This window comes from Amycolatopsis sp. NBC_01480 (assembly GCF_036227205.1).
Taxonomy (GTDB): Bacteria; Actinomycetota; Actinomycetes; order Mycobacteriales; family Pseudonocardiaceae; genus Amycolatopsis.
Genome location: NZ_CP109442.1, coordinates 902,514 through 920,692, shown reverse-complemented (window position 1 = coordinate 920,692; position 18,179 = coordinate 902,514). Strand labels below are relative to the sequence as shown.

Genomic DNA, 18,179 nt, shown 5'->3' with positions numbered 1-18,179 from the left:
GCATCGACTACTCCTTTGTCCACAGCGGACACCAAGGTGCCTGACCAGTGGTAGCGATCTGATGGGATAGGTCAGTCTGCCGCTGTGACCCAGTTGAGGCTGAGTTGCCAAGCCGCAGCGCGTGTGACCGGGTCGTAGGAGATGTTGGGGGTACGCGTTTCCTGGTCGCGCATGTAGTAGCGGCCGGACGCGGTGGCGAGGCTGAGGTCGGTGGCCAGGCGTAGCGCTGCCGAGGCGCCCTGCTCGGGGGTCAGCAGCCGCCGGTGGATCAGCGAGCGGAACGGTGCGAGCCCGGTGGGCAGGATGTCGTCGACGATGCCGGTGCTGACGATTCCCGGGTGCACGGCGTTCACGGTCACGCCTTCGTCCCGCCACCGGTCGGCGAATTCGTAGCCGCAGATGGTGGCCAGCAGTTTGGCCCTGGCGTAGGCGGCGAACGGGGTAAACCCCTTGGCCGGATTGAGTTCGCGCACGTCGGCAACGCCGCCGAGGTCGAGCGGAACCGGACGCGGCCGGCCGAACGGCGGCAGGCGGACGTTGGACATCGCCGCCGAGACGACGTTGACCACACGGGCCGGGGGGTCTGCCCGGATGCGGTCACGCAGGAGGTGGGTAAGGCCGAACCCGGCGAGGTGGTTGACCGCCAGATGCGCTTCGACGCCGTCGACGGTCAGCCATCGGTGCCGGTAATGCGCACCGGCATTGTTGATGAGCATGTGCAGAGCGTCGTGCCGGGCCGAGAACCCGGCGGCGACCCGGAACAGGTCGGCGCGGGAGGAGAGATCTGCGGTCAGCACCTCTACCCGGTCGGCACCCACCTCGGCCGCGATTCGGCGGCGCAGATCGTCTCCGCGCTGGTGGTCCCTGCTGGTGATGACGACGTGAGCGCCGGCCCGGGCCAATTCGGTCGTGATGACCCGGCCCATCCCTCCGGTACCTCCGGTGACGAGCGCGATCCGGCCACGCAGGTCGATGTGGACATCGGCGGCGCTCATGCGGCGATGCGCGGCGCTTGGCGACAACGCACACCGCGCTCCTCGACGGCCTTGGCCGGGAACGCGAGCACGTGGCGGTAGCACTGCCCCTTGGCGCCACCCGTGACGACAACGTTCTTTCCTGCAGGACCCCGCAGCTCGGACATGGTGAACCTCTGCGTCCTTCCTTGTTTTTCGTGGCGTGTATCAGTTTGACGGATTTGGCGCCGACCGCGCGGGACCTGATTGCGAGCGAGGTCAGTACTGGGGCGTCAGGCGGATGATCGGCAGTTCGCGGTCCGTTTTCTCCTGGTACTGCGCGAACCGGGATGATGCTGCGGTGATCTGCTTCCACGCCGCCTCGCGCTCAGGACCGTGCAACTGCTGGGGCACGACGGTGACCGCGCGGCCATCGACCTCCGCGCGGACCTTGTCCGGATGCGCGCCGATGTTGTAGTACCAGCCCGGATTGCCCGCCGCGCCATTCGCGGACGCCACGATCAGCCAGCTTCCATCCTCATCGGGGAAGTAGCCGACCGGCGTGGTGCGCTCGGCACCGGTCTTGGCGCCGGTGGTCGTCAGCACCAGCGCACTGAAACCCATGACACGGCCACCCCTAAGACGCAGCCATCGCTCGGCCAGTTTGTTGAACGCGCGAACGAACCGTCCCGCGGGAACCTTGCCGCCGCGCGTGCCCGCGCGGGTATCGAAGCTCATTGGATCTCCTTGAAACTATGGGTGGGTCAGCTGCGGATGGTGGTGGTTTCGCGGGTGAACTGACGGCGGCCGATCAGCTTGTAGGCCAAACGAGCTGGGGCCGGGATGACCTGCAGGAACCGCTGCCGTTCCGTGTCATCGGTTTCCTCGGTGATGTGGCCGAGGATGACCAGCCGCCGGGTGAGCGGAATCGCGCTCATGCCGTGCTTGCCCAGCGCGTCCCATTCGCTTTGCGTCAACGTGGCCGAGACGATCGGGAGCAGTTTCTCCTCCTCCTCGGCCAGGTGCTCGATCAGTGTCGGCATCGTGGCGTCGACGAGAGCCGCCATCCGCTCGCCAGTGGGGGCGTCCGCGGTGGCTGTCCAGGCCGGCAGGTCCTTGCCGAGGGCCGCGACGGCGTCGTCGACCTGCGCGTGCTGCGCGTCCATCCGGTCCATCAGTTCCGGGTCGAGCGTGGTTCGCTTGCGCAGCAAGGGGAAAAGCAGCTCGTCCTCGCCGGTGTGGTGCGTGTGGAGGAAGTCCAGCATCTCCCGGGCGTGCGCGCCGACGACCTTGGATCGCGCACGGTTGCTGGCCGCGGCGCGGAACAGCCGGGGGAGCTGACCGAACTCGCGCCGGATGACGCGGTGCATCAGCACCATCTCGTGGGTGTCGACGCCCGGTCCGGAGGTGTTCACCGTGACTCCCCGGCAGCCACGGCGTTCCGGACGGCTTCGTGCGCGGTGGTCGCCGGTCGGCCGATGAGCTTCACCAGGTCTTCGCTGGCGGTGAACAGTTCGCCGCGAGCGAGGCCGGCGTCGGCGTCGGCCACCGCGGCGGCCATTTCCGGCGGCAGCCCGGCGCCGGTCAACGTCGCGGTGTAGTCGGCGACCGGCATGTCCTGGTAGGCGATGGGGGTGCCGAGGACCTCGCTGATCGTGGCGGCGAGTTCGGTCAGGGTGAACGGGGTGCCGCCGAGCTCGTAGGTCGCGCCGAGGTGCCCGTCCTGCGTCAGCACCGCGACCGCGGCCGCGGCCAGGTCGTCCCGGCCGGCCGCGCTGACCCGGCCGTCGTGCGCGCTGCCGAGCAATGCGTGGTACTGGGCGATCATCGGCAGCTGGTCGGTGTAGTTCTCCAGGTACCACCCGTTGCGCAGGATGACAAACGCCGAACCGCTGTCCCGCAGGTACTCCTCGGTGCGGCGGTGTTCGGCGGCGAGCGTCATCCGCGCGGTCGAGGCGTTGACGATGCTGGTGTAGACGATCCGGGACACCCCGGCCCGGGCCGCCGCGTCGATGGCGTTGCGGGCGTTGTCGAATCGTTCCCCGACCGTCGTGGTCGAGACCAGCAGCATCGTGTCCGCGCCGGCGAATGCGTCGTCGAGGGTTCGCGGATCGGCGAAGTCCGCGCGCCGCACCACGACCCCGCGCTCGGCGAGGCCGGCGAGTTTGCCGGCGTCCCGGCCGGTGGCCACGATCTGCGCGGGCGGTGTTCCGGCGGCCAGCAGCCGGTCGACGACGAGCCGGCCGAGGTGGCCTGAAGCTCCGGTGATGACAATGGACATGGTGTTTCCCTTTCTTGGGGGCGCCGCTCTGGTGCGGTGGCAGCGCGGGGCTGCGGACGGCGTGGTGGCGAGCCGGACTCGTCTGGACCGTGGCTACCACTCGGCCATTGCCTGACGTTCGTCAGAATCATTGATAAAGCTAGTCAGTCATTCTGACGATGTCAAGGCGGAGTCGAATCCTGCCGGAGCCTCGCTTTCCCAGTGGTCCGGGGTGGCGGGGACTGGGAGTCGGGGGGTGGCTGGGGCCGGGTTTCAGAGCGCGTAGGGGTCGGTGATCTCGCGGAGCTGCGCCAGGATCTGGTGCAGCAACGCGAAGTTGCGGGTGCCCAGGTAGGCCTGCCACTCCGCGAGGATCTCGTCCCGTGTCGCCATGGCCACCTCGACCGCCCGCCGGCCGCGTTGCTCGATCACGATCAACCGGGCGCGCCCGTCCGTGGGGTCGGGAACCCGGCGGACATAGCCGAGCCGCTCCAGCTGGTCAACCAGCACACCGGCACTCTGCTTGCTCATCTGCGCCTGGTCGGCGAGGTCTGTGAGGCGTGAACCGTCCGGGTGGATGCGCTGGAACACCCGGCACTGGGCGAGGGTCCAGTCGTCGAACCCGGCCTCCTGCAGGGTCCGGAAAATCCGGTCCTCCATGTAGCGGTACGGGATGAACAACGACACCCCTAGATCAACACGCTGCTCGTCGTCCATGCCGCTCGACTCCATCGCCCACCCGATCCCACGAGGTTCACACCCTACGTCAACGGCGGCGAGCCGGACTCCGGGCCAGTTGCCATCGATGCCATCGTATGACTAAGTTGGTAAATGTATCTGACAAAATCGAAAAACAGAGAGCACTGAGGTAGCGCCATGACGGCAACGGCAAGCCTGGCGGGCAAGCGGGTCCTGGTCACCGGAGGCAGCAGCGGGATCGGTGCCGCGATTGTGCGGCGGCTCGCCGCTCAGGGAGCCACGGTCGCGGTCAACTACCGCTCCGATCGGGACGCGGCCGACGCGCTCGTCGGCGAACTGCGTGGCAACGGGAGTACCGCATCGGCTTTCCAGGCTGACGTCAGTGACGCGGCGCGGGCCCACGAGCTGGTCGGCTCGGTGGTGTCCGAGTTCGGCGGCCTGGACCTGCTGGTCAGCAACGCCGGGGTCGAGCACTTCGGCGCGTTGGAAACCATCACCGAGGCCGACTTCGAGCACCTCTTCCGGACCAATGTGGCCGGACAGCTGTTCGTCACCCAGGCGGCGGTGGCCGCGATGACCGACGGCGGCCGGATCGTGCTCAGCTCCTCGGTCAGCACGCGCCTGGCGGTGCGCCACCACGCCCTGTACGCGGCGAGCAAGGCCGCCATCCCGGCCATGGTGCGCAATCTGTCTCCCGAACTGGCCGAGCGGAACATCGCCATCAACGCGATCGCCCCCGGCGCCACCGCCACCCGCATGGCCGGCTACGCCCCCCACTACGTCCACCCCGCGCTCACCGACGTCCCGTTCCCCGCCCTCCTCCGCTCGATGAGCGCACTCGGCCGGCTCGGCCAACCTGAGGAAATCGCCGCCACGGTCGCGTTTCTGCTCTCCGACGACGCGTCCTACATCACCGGCACCACCATCGAAGCCGACGGCGGCTGGAACTGACACGCCGTTTCATCGAACGTGGTCCTCACCAGCACACCCACCGCCACCAGCATCGACAAGGAGAAGCAATGGCAGAAAAAGACCTCGCGGACCGTACGGCGCTCGTGACCGGTTCGACCAGCGGGATCGGCGAGGCCACGGCGAAGCAGCTCGCCGGGCACGGGGCGCACGTGATCGTGGCCGGTCGTCGCCAAGAGCTCGGAGACGGTGTCGTCGCCGCGATCCGCGCAGCCGGCGGCAAGGCCGATTACGTGCGCGCCGAACTCGGCGACGCGGCGTCGGCACGCGAGCTGGCCCGACGAGCACTGGCGATTTCCGGAGGCCAAGTCGACATCCTGGTCAACAACGCGGGGACGGCGGTGTTCGGCCCGACGGCGGAGACGCTGGAGGAGGGCTGGGACACGACGTTCAACACGAACCTCAAGGGTCACTTCTTCCTCGTCGGGGAGCTGGCGCCGAAGATGGCCGCGCGCGGCAAGGGCGTGATCGTCAACACCTCGACGATGGTCGGCCAGTTCGCCGCCCCGGGCATGGCGGTCTACGGCGCGACCAAAGCCGCACTGAACCTGCTCACCAAATCCTGGGCCGCGGAGTTCGGCCCGGCCGGTGTCCGGGTCAACGCGGTCAGCCCGGGAACCACCCGCACCCAGAAGGTCGTCGGCATCATGGGCGACGGGCTCGACGAGCTCGGAAAGCAGGCGCCGCTGGGCTATGTCGCCGACGCCGACGAGATCGCCAACGCCATCGTGTTCCTGACCACGGACAAGGCCAGCTACATCACCGGCGCGATCCTCAACGTCGACGGCGGCCGCACCGCGGTCTGACCTGACCAACCTCCGCACGGCGGGTGCACCACCGTGCCGGTCACAGCTGTGTTGCCGCGCGGATCAACCCGGCGAGAGCGAGGGAGCGGAGGTATCCGGGCCAAGCAATGTGAGCGACGACGGGGTGCGGCGGTCACAGGGACTGCAGCGTGCTCGGCCCAAACCAGCGCGGGCGGAGGCAGGGAGGACGGCAGCGAGGACGGGGAGGGGCTGCGCGGTGATGTCCGCTTCTCCGAGGTGTGTGCGGTCGCCGGCCGCTCACACCGTCCCAAGCGGGGCGGGCCGACGACGATCGTCATGCTGCTGGTCAACACCCTGCGGGCGGCGTGCAACGCGACTGGTTGGCCTACCTGGAAGCCAGCGTGGCCAACAGGAACACCGCTGACCCACACCGCTGACGAGCTGCTCGGCTCGTCGCGTTCAGTTCGAGAGCGAGCTGGGCCGCCGCCCCGGTCGTGGACCGTTGGCAGGTTGAATGAGGTCGTCCAGCCGAGGGGGTCTCGGCAACTCGCGATCTGTGGCGGAATCGGTCAGCCCGGCAAGAAGGATTGCCAGCGTGCGTTGCCACGCGGCGCCTCCGGTCGTGTTCTCCATGCTGCACTGCACAGCCAGGAGAACGAGAAGAAGATCTTCGGGAACCACGCCCGCCCTCAGCACGCCCGCATCCTGCCCGGCCCTGATGAGCTTCAGTTGCCGCTGCCGGAGCTGGCGACGCAAGCGACCCGCAATCTGCGAGTCCGGCAGAGGGAGGGTGAACGTTCGGACCAGGCTGCGATCGACGAGCCCGCGAGCGCACAGGCCCCGCACGTAGGAGAGGATCGCCTCTTCGGGAGCCAACGCGAGCGCTTCGTCAGCGGTGTTCACGTGCTCCTGCAGGCGCTGTTCGATGACGGCTTGGACGAGCTGCGCGCGGTCGAAGTGGCGCGAAAGCGTTGCCACACCGACCCCGGCGGCAGCAGCGACCTCGGACAGCGGCACCTCGCACCCATGCTCGGCGAAAGCCCCTCGCGCAGCGCTGATGATCCGGGCACGGCTTTCCATCGCATCTCGTCGTAGTGGCTTCACACCCATGACTCGAGCCTAGCATCCGGAAGTAATGCTTCCATCTTCTCTCGAGCCGCGGTACGGTGAGCGCAAGATGGAACAGTTTCTTCCACATAGCCTCGGTCCGACCGTGAGGACCCGGAGCGTGCCCGCCGGGTACGCGACGTGGCGGTCCTCCTCGTCGCGCTCATTGAGAAATCTGAAGGTGAGGAGGTGTCGCATGGGGACGTCCGTTGGTTACGAGTTGTTCGAATCGGTCGAAGTGGAGATCAGCAGGGCTGTGGCGACCGTGAGGTTGTTGACCACAGAACGAGTAGCGGTTCTCAGCGCGCAGGGCTCTCAAGCTGAACTCCACTTCGACCTCGGCCGGGCGCTCGCACGATTGCGGGAGGATGACGCGGTCAGAGTTGTGGTCATCACTGGCATCGACGATGGCGAGCCGTGGATTCTGCCGGCTCCGCCCTATGCAGAGGGCAACAGGCTCGATCCCGAGCCGATCGACTTTCCGGATTGGATGTGGAAAGGGTTCCAGGGTGTGCGCCTGACTCAGCAAACGCTGGCCGAAATGGAGAAGCCGGTGATCGCTCGAGTCAACGGAGACTGTATCGGGTTCGGCCAAAGCATCATGTTCGGCTGCGACCTGATCGTCGCCAGGGAAGATGCGATAGTGGCTGATGTGCACATGGACCTGCAGAAGATCTTCGGTTTTGACACGGTTCCGGGTGACGGCGGAGGTGCGCTGGTGCCCTTGCACATGTTCCCGGCCAAAGCGATGGAGTACCTGCTTCTGGCGAAGCCCTATACGGCCGCGGAACTGGCAAAAATGGGTGCGATCAATTACGCGGTGCCGCCGGCTGAACTGGATCAGGTCGTGGACGGCATGGTTCGTCAACTTCTGTCGAAGTCCGCCTATGCGCTTGCTCTGACCAAGCGTGTTGTGAAGAGACGAGTGGCCGAACAGCTCAACCTGACCCTCGACGCTGCCTCTGCATATGAATGGGTCAACTTCCTTCACTATCGAGGAAGCAACGGCAAACCCAACCTCAATCTCTAGGCGGGAGCCTCGACTTGCGAGCCATTGTCTACAACCGCCCCGGATCCTCCGACGTTCTGTCTCTGACCGAGCGCAAGATTCCCGAGCCCGGTCCGGGCGAAGTTCGGGTCCGCCTGATGCGTTCCGGAGTCAATCCCACCGATTGGCGATTCCGAATCCGGCCGCTGCCGTTCGATGAAGTGACGCCGGGTCAAGACGGTGCTGGCGTCGTCGACGCGGTGGGGCCGCAGGTGGCCAATTTTGCGGTCGGCGATCGCGTCTGGCTGATTCTCGCCCAGCATGAAAAGCCTTTCGGTACGGCAGCTGAGTACGTAGTGCAACCGATCAGCCGCGTCGTTCCTTTACCCGACGGAGTGAGTTTCGACGTCGGTGCCTCCATCGGGGTTCCAGCCCTGACTGCGCATCGTGCTCTGACAGTGCACGATGGCGGCCCCTCGCAGCTGGGGCCAGGCGCGATGACCGGACTGACGGTCCTGGTGCAGGGCGGTGCGGGCGCGGTTGGCAACGCCGCGGTCCAGTTGGCGCGCTGGTCGGGCGCAACCGTCGTCACAACGGTGAGTTCCACAAGGAAGGAATCGTTGGCAAAGGCCGCTGGTGCTCACCATGTGATCAACTATCGGCAGGGCGACGCCGAGAGCGCGGTACGCGCGGCCGCGCCCGACGGCGTGGACTTGGTGGTGGAGGTCGCTCCAGCCCAGAATAACGCGCTGGACCTTGCTGTTGTGAAAACCGGCGGAACCGTATCGATCTATGCCAAGAACGGGGGAGACGAATACTCGGTGCCCATTTTGGAAACCTATTTCAAGAACCTTCGGTATCAGTACCTGGTCTTGTACTCCCTGCACGCCGGGGCATTGGCGCGAGCGGCCAGTGACGTGACGGCGGCCATCGCCACTGGTGGCTTCCGCATCGGTGAGGACTCCGGGCTCCCGATCCATCACTTCCCCCTCGCAGAAGCCGCGGCGGCGCAGGACGCTGTCGAACAAGGAGCGGTCGGCAAAGTTCTTCTGGACATAGCGGAGGCATGATTGCGACGCTGATGCATCGGGGAACGAAGATTCCGTCACCATGGCCGAGCATGACGTGCGAGGACCGGCCAGCGGGGTTTGCGGAGCGCCGGATGTGTTGAGAGGCGCATGTCCGGTGCGGAAGCCCGGCTCGGGGAAACGGACTGACCGCAAGGCCGGCACCGCGCCCCGAGTCGACCTCACCCGGGTCCGCTGCAGCCTCTCGCCGCGGCCGGGCAGCCTCCTGTCGTTCCGGTGGCCGAAGCGCGTGAGCCTTCGTCGAAGGTCCCGAGTACGGCTGCTGCTGGACTCGATCCCGCTCTGGTGCAGCGTGCGAAGCAGATCGATGCGGAGCATCGTGAGCGCCATCAGCGGCCGGTTTCAGCCGCGGGAGCTTCGCAAGGCGGATTTCTCGCGTTTTGAGCCGTGCGGTCCGGGCGGAATGGGGCGGCGTGCCGAACAGGGCTATGGACGTTGTCGCGTGAACGGTCGCGTCGCTGTGCCCTGTGCTTACGACAGCCGGTCCTGGCTGGCTGTGGCTTCCGCGCGGACGGCGGCGTGGCCGGCGAGTCCGATGCAGCCGGCGGGGCGCGTGCGTTTCAGCTTCGGAGCGCGATGGCGAGCAGCGCAGTAGTCAGCGCTCCGGCGAGCACGGCGATGATGGCCGAGGTCTCCGGACCAGAGCCCGCCCGTGCTGCTGCAGCGACCGAGAGACGGCCATCGCGTGACACGTCCTCCGGGAACGGAACTCCACTGTGAACTGAACTGTCAAAAGTGTGACATACCGACTGCGTCTCAAATATTGACAGATAGCGAAAGCAACTATTTGATCACTCTTGTGTCGCGAAGAAAATTGGTCGTATTGTCGGCTGGCTTCCTGTTCGTTGCAGGAGGCACGGCTGCCGTGGTTATCGGATTGACCGGTGGAGAATCACCAACCGGCAACCGGCCGGCCGCTGGACCGCTGGGATCGACCAGCGCCCCGCAGCCCACTCCCACGATCGCGACACCCCCGCCCACGGCCCCGCCCGCAACCTCGGTCGTCGCCATCCCGGCCAAACCACCAGTCGCTCCGCCTGCATCCGCCAAGGCGCATACGGACGCCGCCGGCACCGCCGCCGGCGACTCGGCCCCGAGCGACCGGATCATTCGCGACCGCGTCAACGAGCCGCCGATCAACGGCCGCCCACAAGCGCCCAGTTTTCCGATCTACACGACCCACAGCGTCACCACGCCCACTCCGATTCCCAATCCGGCCGAGACCGCGCCACCGTACAGCCGCTAGCTTCGAACAGGTGCCCTCAACCAGTAGTCGATCCCGGCCTGCTTCAAGCGATGATCGAAACGCGCCGGGCGCCTTCGCGCCTCCACGCCGAGGGTGTTCCACAGGTCGACGAGGACGAGGCGGTTGGCGTCGGGTGGTCCATCGGCGGGCTCGCCATTGTGGCCCTCGACCATGCGAACTTGGCAGCAGGATGCGGCATCGGAGCTACCACAGGCGTTGTGGGCGGGGGCTCGGAAGTTTGAGGTTCCCCCTTCGGGCCGGACACTCTGAGCCCAGACAGTGGTCTGGGGAAGGATGTCCTGGTGCCACGTCCGTCGAAGTATCCCGAGCAGTTCCGCAAGGACGCAGTCGAGTTGGTCCGCAACTCTGATCGTCCGCTGCGCCAGGTCGCCCGCGACCTGGGCGTGAACCACGAGACCCTGCGCAACTGGGTCAAGACCGCCGAGAAGCAGGCCGGGCAACCGTCCGCTGTGTCGGGCGCCGATCAGGACGAGCTGCGGACACTGCGTAAGCGGGTGGCGGAACTGGAGGTGGAGAAGGAGATTCTGCGGAAAGCGGCCGCCTATTTCGCGAAGGAGATGGGTCGTTGACCTGCAGCTACCGGTTCATCTCCGAACACCGCGCCAGCTTCGCTGTCGCACTGCTGTGCCGGGTCCTGGGTGTCCGCCGCCCCGGGTTCTACGAATGGATCGCAGCCGCCCCTGTCAGGGCCGCGCACGCCGCGACCGAGGAGGAACTGGCCACCGAGATCGCCGAGGTCCACACCGAGCACCGTGGGCGCTACGGCTGCCCGCGGGTCACCGTCGAACTGCGCCGCCGGGGCCGGGTGGTCAACCACAAACGCGTTGAACGGATCATGCGCCAGCGCCGGATCGTCGGGCTGACCCGCCGGCGCCGCCGGTCCCTGACCAAGCAGGACACGACCGCCGCACCGGCACCAGACCTGATCAGCCGGGACTTCACCGCCGACGCTCCCGGCGAGCGGTTCGTCGGCGACATCACCTACCTGCCCACCCAGGAAGGATGGTTGTATCTGGCGACCGTGCTGGACCTGCATACCCGGGAAGCGGCCGGTCACGCGATGGCTGAGCACATGCGTGCCGAGTTGGTATGCGATGCGGTCGATCTCGCCGTGGGACGTGGTCTGACCAGTGCTGATGCGATCTTCCACTCCGATCGTGGTTCCCAGTACACCTCCTCGACCTTCCGCGCCGCACTCACGGCGGCGGGTATGCGGCCGTCGATGGGGCGGGTCGGGTCGTGCTACGACAACGCCGTCGCCGAGTCGTTCTTCGCGACCCTCAAAACCGAGATCGGGACCCAGGTCTGGGCCACCCGCGACGACGCCCGCCGGGCAGTGTTCGCCTACCTCAGCTACTACAACCACGACCGTCTACATTCGACACTCGGATACCGAACACCCCACGAAACCCGCATCAGCTATCGTCAACCTATCGCCCTCGCGGCATAAAACCCCGGTGTCCGGATCCCGGGGGGAACCTCAGTCTGGGTGAGGCTGTGGGATCACCCTTTGACAGCGTTGACGGTCCCCGCACCTTAGGAAGCGCCCAGATATGTGTTGTCGAACACCTCTCGTCGCGGTCATGACCGCGTGCGTGTTGCTGGTCGCCGCGTGCGATGACGGTAGCCAGTATCTGGGTTCACCGACGTCGGAGAACTGTCAAGCCCCGGGTTTGATGGACACTGGATTAGTTGGTTTCCTGGGTTGTGGTGACCGGGTGGGTCATCGCGTGTAGTGCCTCGTACTCGGTGGGTGGGATGTGTCCGAGCTCGCCGTGCAGGCGCCGGTTGTTGTACCAGTCGATGTACTCGACCGTCGCGATCTCGAGGTCGTCGAGGCCGCGCCAGGGGCCGCGGTTGCGGATGAGTTCGGCCTTGTAGAGCGAGTTGAACGCCTCGGCCATCGCGTTGTCGTAGGAATCTCCTTTGCTGCCAACGGATGCGACGGCGTCGGCCTCGGCCAGGCGCTGGGTGTAGCGAATCGCTCGGTATTGCACGCCGCGGTCGCTGTGGTGGACCAGCCCGGTCAGGTCGGCGCGGTCGGCATGGCGGCGCCAGATCGCCATCTGCAGCGCGTCCAGCGCCAGATCCGTGTAGAGACTGGTGGCGACCTGCCAGCCGACGATCAGGCGGGAGAACACGTCCAGCACGAACGCCGCGTAGACCCAGCCCGCGGCGGTGCGCACGTAGGTGATGTCCGCAACCCACAACTCGTTCACCCGCGTCGCCGTGAAGTCACGTTCCACCAGGTCAGTCGGCCTTCCGGTCTCCGGCGCCGGCCGGGTCGTGCGAGGAGACTTGTCCCGCAGCAACCCTCGTAACCCGGCCTCGCGCATAAGCCGCTCCACCGTGCACCGGGCCACCTCGACGCCGTGGCGGTTCAGCTCAGCCCAGACCTTCCTGGCCCCGTAGACGCTGTAGTTCGCCTCAAGCACCCGCAGGACCGGCTGGACACCGTGCTCCTTCCGTTGAGAGTCAACGAATTCGACCTTCATCGCGAGGGACGGTCCGGCTCTGACGCGAAGAAAGACGCCGCTGACTTCAAGATCTGGTTCGCCCGGCGCAGCTCACGCACCTCACGTTCCAGCTCGGCGACCCGCGCGGCCTCGGCCGAGGTCGTCCCCGGCCGCGCCCCCTCGTCGGTCTCGGCCTGCTTCACCCACGTCCGCAACGCCTCCGGGTGCACACCAAGCTGGTCGGCGATCCGTTTGATCGCCCCGGCCGCCGACGCAGGATCCCGCCTAGCCTCGACTACCAGACGCGTCGCCCGCTCCCGCAACTCGTCAGGGTACTTCCGTGGTGCCGCCATGACCGTGAATCCTCCGGGTGTTCGATGTCTCCATCAAACCCGGGGCGGGACACCCTGGAGTGGGCTGACCCGCCTGGATGCACCGCTGTCGGTTGCCGATCTCGCCGCGCCCGCCCGGATGTCGCTCCGGAGCTTCGCGCGGAGCTTCACCGCCGAGACAGGTGCCAGCCCGATGAAGTGGCTCAACGCCGCTCGCGTCAACCAGGGCCCGCGAGCTCCTCGAGACCACCGGCACGAGCGTCGACGACATCGCCGTTCGCTGCGGCCTGGGCACCCCGGCCAACTTCCGGCAGCAATTCCGGCGGGCCACCGGGACGACGCCGAGCGAGTACCGGCGGGTGTTCACCGCGGGGTGAGCAGCGATCAGATCGCGGTGCCGTGCTCGTCGCGTGCGGTGAGGAGGTCTTCGCGGGCGCGGGCGACGCGGGAGCGGACCGTCCCGATCGGGCAGTCGCAGACTTCGGCGGCCTCAGCGTAGGAGTAGCCGAGGAGCTGGGTGAGGACGATGGCTTCGCGACGTTGCGGGTCGAGTTCGTCGAGGAGCAAGCCCACTTCGACGAGGTCTTCGAATCCGGCGCCGGTGCGGCGGGCCGATTCGGTTTCGATGGCGGTTTCCCAGTCGTGGCTGGAAGTCCGGGGGCGGACGGAACGTGCGCGGAAGTGGTCGATGACCACCCGCCGGGCGATGGAGAGCAGCCAGGTCCGGGCCGAGGATCGGCCCGCGAACCGGGCCAGTGCGGTGACGGCTCGGACGTAGGTCTCCTGGGTGAGGTCGTCGGCAAGGCCGGCCCCGGCGAGGTGGGCGGTGAAGCGCCAGACGTCGGGCTGGGTCATGCGGACCCAGGCTTCGAAGGCGCGATGGTCGCCGCGGCCGGCGTCGAGGGCGAGCGCGGTCAGCCGTTCGTCGTCACGGTCCCTGCCGGAAGTCACGCCGACACGGTAGCCGACACTCCGCGGGTCCGGGACCGCCTGCCGGGTGGCGGACACCGGATCCGGGCACAGTTCCGCGGCGAGGGACGGATCCGGTTCCTGGGAATCGTTCCTCCGCGGGTTCCCGGGAACCCGCCTGTCGTTCCAGCCGACTTATCCGATATGGACTGTCAGCGTTGCAGGGAGGCGCTCTCGGCGATGGTCGATGGGCAGGCTGCTCCCGGTGAGGAAGCCGTAGCCGGGAGACACCTTGCTCGCTGCCAGGCTTGCCGGGCAGCGTCCGAGCAGATGGCCGCCATCACCCGCCGTCTGCGGATCCGGCCCGCCGTGCAGTGCCGCGACTTCGCCCCGGATCTCATCGCCATCTTCGATCTACAGGTGACCGGGCGACTCGCCACCGGCGCGAGCGTCGTCGCACCGATGGAACAGCTGCAGCCGAGCGACGACCATCGATGTTCCCGAACCCGCCCGTGCTGTGTGCCGGACCACGCCGTCGTATGGGGCGTCGGCACGGCGCGTTGCGGATGTGCCGCCGTCTGCGGCTGCGGGTGCCAGGATGGCAACACCTGCCGGTGTCACGCCTCGGTGGCGTGAGCTCGTGGCTGCGTCGGCTGATCGCGCTGACCGATCTCGCAGGCTTCGGCGAGGTCTCCGAATCGGGCGCCGGAACGGCGGGTCTGATTCGGTTTCCCAGTTGTGGCTGGGAGTCTGGGGGAGGTGCGCGGAAGTGGTCGACGGCCACCCTGCCGGAGGCCCGGCCGGCACGGTAGTCGGCACCGGTGGGAACTCCGCCTGCCCGGTGGCCGACCATTGACGATGTGAACTGCTCTGACTTGCGCGAATCGCTTTCGGCCCGGGTTGACGGGGAGCAGCCCGTGGTGGCCGCTGACGTGCTTGATCGGCACTTGGCCGGCTGCCCGGCGTGCCGGGCCTGGCAGGAGCGGGCGGCCGCGCTGCGCCGGGTGACCCTGGTGCGAGCTGCACCGCGGGTCCCCGACCTGACAGCGCGGATCCTGGCCGAGGCTCCCGCGCCGCAGCCGCAACAGTGGCGCCTGCGCCTGGGGCTCGGCTTGGTGGCACTGGTGCAGAGCGGCCTCGGGCTGGCCGAGCTGATGGGCACCGACGTCGGCCACGCCGGGCATGGCGGCCTGGCCGCGGTGCACCTCGGCAACGAGAGCGGGGCGTGGAACGTCGCGGTCGGCATCGGGCTGTTGTGGGCCGCGTTGCGGCCGGCTGCGGCAGCCGGGCTGCTGCCCGCCCTCGGCGGGTTCGTCGTGGTGCTCGGCGTCGTCTCTGGGATCGACCTGTCGACCGGGCAGGTCGCGGTGGAGCGGGTGGCCTCCCACGGCTGGGTCGTCGCCGGCGTGGTGCTGCTCTTCGTCGTGCGCAGGCAACACGCGCGCCGGCCGGCGCCGCCGTCGACCGGCCGCCGGCCCGCCCGGGGTGGGACCGGGGACGCGGCCGACGGGCCGGGCACGGAAACGCGGGCGCGGAAAAGTGCGCATCGCCGCCGGTTTCCCCAGCTGCCCACCGGACGCCGGGCTGCCTGAACCCGCGGGAACCGAAGCTCGGTATCAGCCGACTACCGGAGGAGTGGAACGAGCGAGGAGGAGCTGGTGGACATGTCCGAGGGTGGTCCGGGTCTGCGGCACGTCGCGACCTTCTGCGGCCAGTGAAACTGCGGGTGCCCGGAGCTGTTTCTGGTCGACGGTGCTCCAGCCGAGCGCGAGGTGGTGATCACCGACGACTTCGGGCAGCGGATCGAGATGAGCCGCGAACAGCTGGCGGTGCTGGTCGCCGACGTGAAGTCCGGCGTCCTGGACAACGTGCTGGCCAAGACGAGCTGAGCGGGCCGGCGGCCCCGGGGAGGCTCAGGAGCGGAAAAACCCCCGCGGGGCCGCCGGGCCGATCACGGGAACGGAACGCGGCCCCGACCGCGTCGTGGTCGTCCCCGCGATCCAGTGGTCGGTTCCTCGCCGGACAAAGTTCCCGGGAATCCGTTGGACGCGCTGACCGGCCCCCTTCTGCGCGGCCAGACAGCCGTAGCCGAAGAAGCCGTTGCCGTGCCACTCGATCCGGTATCCGAGTTGTCGTGAGTTCGCGAAGGGGGCGACCGCGCTGACGCGGTTGCTGCGGTTCGGCATCGCCGAGCGGCTCGCCACACTCGGCCCTGCGGGTCGTCCGGACGGTGGGGGCGACCGGCTTTCCTTGGGGCGCCAGTGTAGTGCCGTGCGACGGGCGCACTCGTCGACCGTCCTTAGTGGACGCCGTGAGCCAGGTCACCGCGATCGCGGGAACCTGCCGCGGTCGCGGAACGACTCGTGCAGTGGAGGGCAAGAGAAGGGAGCTCGATGTCCATCGACCAGCGCGAGGAACCGGCTGCGGAGCCCATGGCCGATCCGGTCGCCGCGTTCCGTTCGGGGTGGGCCGTGATTCGCCCGTTGCTGCTGCGGCTGCACTTCTACGCGGGGGTGTTCATCGGCCCTTTCCTGCTCGTGGCCGCGGTTACCGGGCTCGCCTACGTGTGGGCTCCGCAGGTGGAGCAGGCTGTCTACGACCACGAGCTGCACGTTCCGGCGGCGGCCGGGACCGTCTCGCTGGACCAGCAGGCAGCGACGGCGAAGGCACTCGTACCGGGTGGCACGCTGACCGGGGTGCGGCCCGGGCCGGCGCCCACCGACAGCACGCAGGTGATCTTCACCCGGCCCGGCCTGGAGCCCAGCTACCACTGGACGGTGTTCGTCGACCCGCACACCGGCGACGTCCGCGGCCAGCTGGAGACTTACGGCTCGGGGCAGGCGCTGCCGTTGCGGGGCTGGATCGACGTCCTGCACCGGAGTTTGCATCTTGGTGACTTCGGCCGGCTGTACACCGAGCTGGCGGCCAGCTGGCTGTGGGTCGTGGTGCTGGCCGGGCTGGCGCTCTGGTTCGGCCGGCGCCGGCGCAAACGCGCCGCGGCGAGCCGCCGGGCGAGGTTGCTGTCCTGGCACGGCCGCACCGGATTGGTTCTGGCGATCGGCTTGCTCTTCCTGTCGGCCACCGGCCTGACGTGGTCGCAGTACGCCGGCAGCAGCATCACCGAACTGCGCACCCAGCTGAACTGGACCACTCCCTCGGTGCCGGCGGCAGTTCCCGTGTCGAGCGGCCGTGACATCGGTTTCGAGGGCGTGCGCGAGGCGACTGTGCGAGCCGGGCTGACCGGCCCGGTCGAGGTCCGTCCGCCGGCCGCGCCCGGGAAGGCCTACGTCGTGGCGCAGGTGGGGCGCACCTGGCCCGTGCGGGCCGATTCGATGGCCGTCGACCCGTCGACCGGGACCATCACCGGCACGCTGCGGTTCGCGGACTACAACCTCGCGGCCAAGCTGAGCACGTGGGGGATCGACACCCACATGGGCTTCCTGTTCGGGATCTGGAACCAGATCGTGCTGACGCTGCTCGCGGTCGCGCTGATCGCGGTGATCGTCTGGGGCTACCGGATGTGGTGGCTGCGCCGCCCGGCGCGGGGGGCGGCCCGGGCCGGCCGGCCGCCGGCGCGGGGCACGTGGCGGCGGATCCCGGGGCGGGTGCTGGCACCGGTGCTCGTCGTGGTCGCGGTGATCGGTTACTACCTGCCGCTGTTCGGGTTGTCACTGCTGGGCTTCCTGATCCTGGACGGTCTGCTCGAGATGCGCCGGCGGAAGGTGGCCGCATGATCACGGCGGAGGGGCTGCGGTGGATCCTGACCGCGGCGTTCGCGGTGGCCGGGGTGTTCTGCGCCTACCGCTGCCTGCGGCAGGGCACGGCCGCGGAGCGGACCGGCGACGGGCTGCACGTGGTGATGTGCGTGGCCATGGTGGTGATGGCCTGGCCCGCGACAGCGGGTTTCGCGCGCTGGCCGCAGACGGTGTTCTTCGCGCTGGCCGCGGTCTGGTTCGCCGGGGTGGCGGTCAGCGGTGCGTCCCACGCGGACCACGGCGGGCGCCCGGCGGCGGTCTACCACGTCGTGATGATGGCCGCGATGGCGTGGATGGTGTTCGTGATGCCGCGCGTGATGGGGGGAATGCCTGCCGGTGGCGGGACGATGGACATGCCGGGGATGCCGGGGATGTCCATGCCCGCATCCGCGGCCGGGGGCGGCGCGCCCGCCGACGTGAGGACCGTCGCGGTCGTGCTGGTGGTCGTGTTCGTCTTGGCCGGCCTGGTCTTCCTGGCCCGGGCGATCGACGACGCGCGTGGGGCCCGGCCCGCCCTGCGCAGCGCCGGCGGCGGCGCGGACGGCGTGATGGCGCTGGGAATGGCGCTGATGCTGCTGACCGTGGCCTGATACAACAGTCCTCAATAGACTGTGAAGTGGCTCACAATC

At 68.2% G+C, this 18,179-nt stretch carries 20 protein-coding genes; 11 read left to right on the top strand and 9 right to left on the bottom strand.

Annotated features, from left to right (window positions below; translation table 11 throughout):
- Positions 1-71: 71 nt before the first annotated feature.
- From OG371_RS04310 to OG371_RS04285, 6 genes are all read right to left on the bottom strand, one after another.
- Complete coding sequence (locus OG371_RS04310) at positions 72-995, bottom strand: SDR family NAD(P)-dependent oxidoreductase (RefSeq protein WP_329065735.1); 924 nt, start codon at positions 993-995, stop codon at positions 72-74.
- A complete protein-coding gene (locus tag OG371_RS04305; protein WP_329065734.1) occupies positions 992-1,141 on the bottom strand; it encodes a hypothetical protein in 150 nt (49 codons plus the stop codon). The genes OG371_RS04310 and OG371_RS04305 overlap by 4 nt, the downstream gene beginning before the upstream one ends.
- Positions 1,142-1,232: 91 nt before the next feature.
- Positions 1,233-1,691 (bottom strand): nitroreductase/quinone reductase family protein, encoded by a 459-nt coding sequence (locus OG371_RS04300; RefSeq protein WP_329064188.1) that lies wholly within the window; start codon positions 1,689-1,691, stop codon positions 1,233-1,235.
- Positions 1,692-1,717: 26 nt separating this feature from the next.
- On the bottom strand, positions 1,718-2,368 hold the full coding sequence (locus OG371_RS04295; protein ID WP_329064186.1) for a hemerythrin domain-containing protein: 651 nt from the start codon (positions 2,366-2,368) through the stop codon (positions 1,718-1,720).
- Positions 2,365-3,234 (bottom strand): SDR family oxidoreductase, encoded by an 870-nt coding sequence (locus tag OG371_RS04290; RefSeq protein WP_329064184.1) that lies wholly within the window; start codon positions 3,232-3,234, stop codon positions 2,365-2,367. Before OG371_RS04290 ends, OG371_RS04295 begins: the two co-directional genes overlap by 4 nt.
- Before the next feature lie 252 nt (positions 3,235-3,486).
- On the bottom strand, positions 3,487-3,930 hold the full coding sequence (locus tag OG371_RS04285; RefSeq protein WP_329065732.1) for a MarR family winged helix-turn-helix transcriptional regulator: 444 nt from the start codon (positions 3,928-3,930) through the stop codon (positions 3,487-3,489).
- Positions 3,931-4,089: 159 nt separating this feature from the next.
- Between OG371_RS04285 and OG371_RS04280 the strand changes: the two genes are divergently transcribed.
- Complete coding sequence (locus OG371_RS04280) at positions 4,090-4,863, top strand: SDR family NAD(P)-dependent oxidoreductase (protein ID WP_329065730.1); 774 nt, start codon at positions 4,090-4,092, stop codon at positions 4,861-4,863.
- Positions 4,864-4,931: 68 nt separating this feature from the next.
- Positions 4,932-5,687 (top strand): SDR family NAD(P)-dependent oxidoreductase, encoded by a 756-nt coding sequence (locus OG371_RS04275; RefSeq protein WP_329064180.1) that lies wholly within the window; start codon positions 4,932-4,934, stop codon positions 5,685-5,687.
- 420 nt (positions 5,688-6,107) lie between these two features.
- On the opposite strand, the gene OG371_RS04270 is transcribed toward OG371_RS04275, so the two are convergent.
- The gene (locus OG371_RS04270) at positions 6,108-6,758 is read right to left on the bottom strand and encodes a TetR/AcrR family transcriptional regulator (protein ID WP_329065729.1); all 651 of its coding nucleotides are present in this window, start codon (positions 6,756-6,758) and stop codon (positions 6,108-6,110) included.
- A 193-nt stretch (positions 6,759-6,951) separates the two neighbouring features.
- Here OG371_RS04270 and OG371_RS04265 point away from each other — a divergent pair, with 193 nt between their 5' ends.
- The 4 genes from OG371_RS04265 to OG371_RS04250 all read left to right on the top strand — a co-directional run bounded on the left by OG371_RS04265 (position 6,952) and on the right by OG371_RS04250 (position 11,548).
- The gene (locus OG371_RS04265; RefSeq protein WP_329065727.1) at positions 6,952-7,785 is read left to right on the top strand and encodes an enoyl-CoA hydratase/isomerase family protein; all 834 of its coding nucleotides are present in this window, start codon (positions 6,952-6,954) and stop codon (positions 7,783-7,785) included.
- A 14-nt stretch (positions 7,786-7,799) separates the two neighbouring features.
- Positions 7,800-8,813, top strand: coding sequence for an NADPH:quinone reductase (locus tag OG371_RS04260; protein ID WP_329065725.1), 1,014 nt, complete (start codon positions 7,800-7,802; stop codon positions 8,811-8,813).
- A gap of 1,566 nt (positions 8,814-10,379) precedes the next feature.
- Positions 10,380-10,667, top strand: coding sequence for a transposase (locus OG371_RS04255; RefSeq protein ID WP_329057890.1), 288 nt, complete (start codon positions 10,380-10,382; stop codon positions 10,665-10,667).
- Entirely contained in the window at positions 10,664-11,548 is an 885-nt protein-coding gene (locus OG371_RS04250) for an IS3 family transposase (RefSeq protein WP_329057889.1), read from the top strand. Before OG371_RS04255 ends, OG371_RS04250 begins: the two co-directional genes overlap by 4 nt.
- 238 nt (positions 11,549-11,786) lie before the next feature.
- Here OG371_RS04250 and OG371_RS04245 read toward each other — a convergent pair.
- Positions 11,787-12,907, bottom strand: a protein-coding gene (locus OG371_RS04245) for an IS3 family transposase (RefSeq protein WP_442876078.1) whose coding sequence is annotated in 2 segments (ribosomal slippage) — positions 11,787-12,598 and positions 12,598-12,907 — 1,122 coding nt in all. Because the reading frame shifts where the segments join, the coding sequence is not laid out codon by codon here.
- Positions 12,908-13,155: 248 nt separating this feature from the next.
- On the opposite strand from OG371_RS04245, the gene OG371_RS04240 reads away from it, so the two are divergent.
- Positions 13,156-13,263, top strand: a complete 108-nt coding sequence (locus tag OG371_RS04240) for an AraC family transcriptional regulator (protein WP_329072908.1) — start codon at positions 13,156-13,158, stop codon at positions 13,261-13,263.
- Between the two features lie 7 nt (positions 13,264-13,270).
- Here the strand turns inward: OG371_RS04240 and OG371_RS04235 are convergent, their stop codons facing one another.
- Positions 13,271-13,837 carry a sigma-70 family RNA polymerase sigma factor gene (locus OG371_RS04235; protein WP_329065723.1) on the bottom strand — a complete coding sequence of 189 codons (567 nt, stop codon included), beginning with the start codon at positions 13,835-13,837 and terminating at the stop codon, positions 13,271-13,273.
- Positions 13,838-14,125: 288 nt separating this feature from the next.
- On the opposite strand from OG371_RS04235, the gene OG371_RS04230 reads away from it, so the two are divergent.
- The 4 genes from OG371_RS04230 (at position 14,126) to OG371_RS04215 (ending at position 18,140) form a co-directional block, all read left to right on the top strand.
- Positions 14,126-14,431, top strand: coding sequence for a hypothetical protein (locus tag OG371_RS04230; protein ID WP_329065721.1), 306 nt, complete (start codon positions 14,126-14,128; stop codon positions 14,429-14,431).
- Between the two features lie 224 nt (positions 14,432-14,655).
- Entirely contained in the window at positions 14,656-15,387 is a 732-nt protein-coding gene (locus OG371_RS04225; RefSeq protein ID WP_329065720.1) for a zf-HC2 domain-containing protein, read from the top strand.
- Positions 15,388-16,188: 801 nt separating this feature from the next.
- Complete coding sequence (locus tag OG371_RS04220) at positions 16,189-17,529, top strand: PepSY-associated TM helix domain-containing protein (RefSeq protein WP_329065717.1); 1,341 nt, start codon at positions 16,189-16,191, stop codon at positions 17,527-17,529.
- Entirely contained in the window at positions 17,526-18,140 is a 615-nt protein-coding gene (locus OG371_RS04215) for a DUF5134 domain-containing protein (protein ID WP_329065715.1), read from the top strand. Before OG371_RS04220 ends, OG371_RS04215 begins: the two co-directional genes overlap by 4 nt.
- Positions 18,141-18,179 lie beyond the last annotated feature (39 nt).

Coding starts and splice junctions, on each gene's coding strand:
- OG371_RS04310 (WP_329065735.1), bottom strand. CDS start 995: ATGAGCGCCGCCGATGTCCACATCGACCTGCGTGGCCGGATCGCGCTC.
- OG371_RS04305 (WP_329065734.1), bottom strand. CDS start 1,141: ATGTCCGAGCTGCGGGGTCCTGCAGGAAAGAACGTTGTCGTCACGGGT.
- OG371_RS04300 (WP_329064188.1), bottom strand. CDS start 1,691: ATGAGCTTCGATACCCGCGCGGGCACGCGCGGCGGCAAGGTTCCCGCG.
- OG371_RS04290 (WP_329064184.1), bottom strand. CDS start 3,234: ATGTCCATTGTCATCACCGGAGCTTCAGGCCACCTCGGCCGGCTCGTC.
- OG371_RS04285 (WP_329065732.1), bottom strand. CDS start 3,930: ATGGACGACGAGCAGCGTGTTGATCTAGGGGTGTCGTTGTTCATCCCG.
- OG371_RS04280 (WP_329065730.1), top strand. CDS start 4,090: ATGACGGCAACGGCAAGCCTGGCGGGCAAGCGGGTCCTGGTCACCGGA.
- OG371_RS04275 (WP_329064180.1), top strand. CDS start 4,932: ATGGCAGAAAAAGACCTCGCGGACCGTACGGCGCTCGTGACCGGTTCG.
- OG371_RS04270 (WP_329065729.1), bottom strand. CDS start 6,758: ATGGGTGTGAAGCCACTACGACGAGATGCGATGGAAAGCCGTGCCCGG.
- OG371_RS04265 (WP_329065727.1), top strand. CDS start 6,952: ATGGGGACGTCCGTTGGTTACGAGTTGTTCGAATCGGTCGAAGTGGAG.
- OG371_RS04230 (WP_329065721.1), top strand. CDS start 14,126: ATGGCCGCCATCACCCGCCGTCTGCGGATCCGGCCCGCCGTGCAGTGC.
- OG371_RS04220 (WP_329065717.1), top strand. CDS start 16,189: ATGTCCATCGACCAGCGCGAGGAACCGGCTGCGGAGCCCATGGCCGAT.
- OG371_RS04215 (WP_329065715.1), top strand. CDS start 17,526: ATGATCACGGCGGAGGGGCTGCGGTGGATCCTGACCGCGGCGTTCGCG.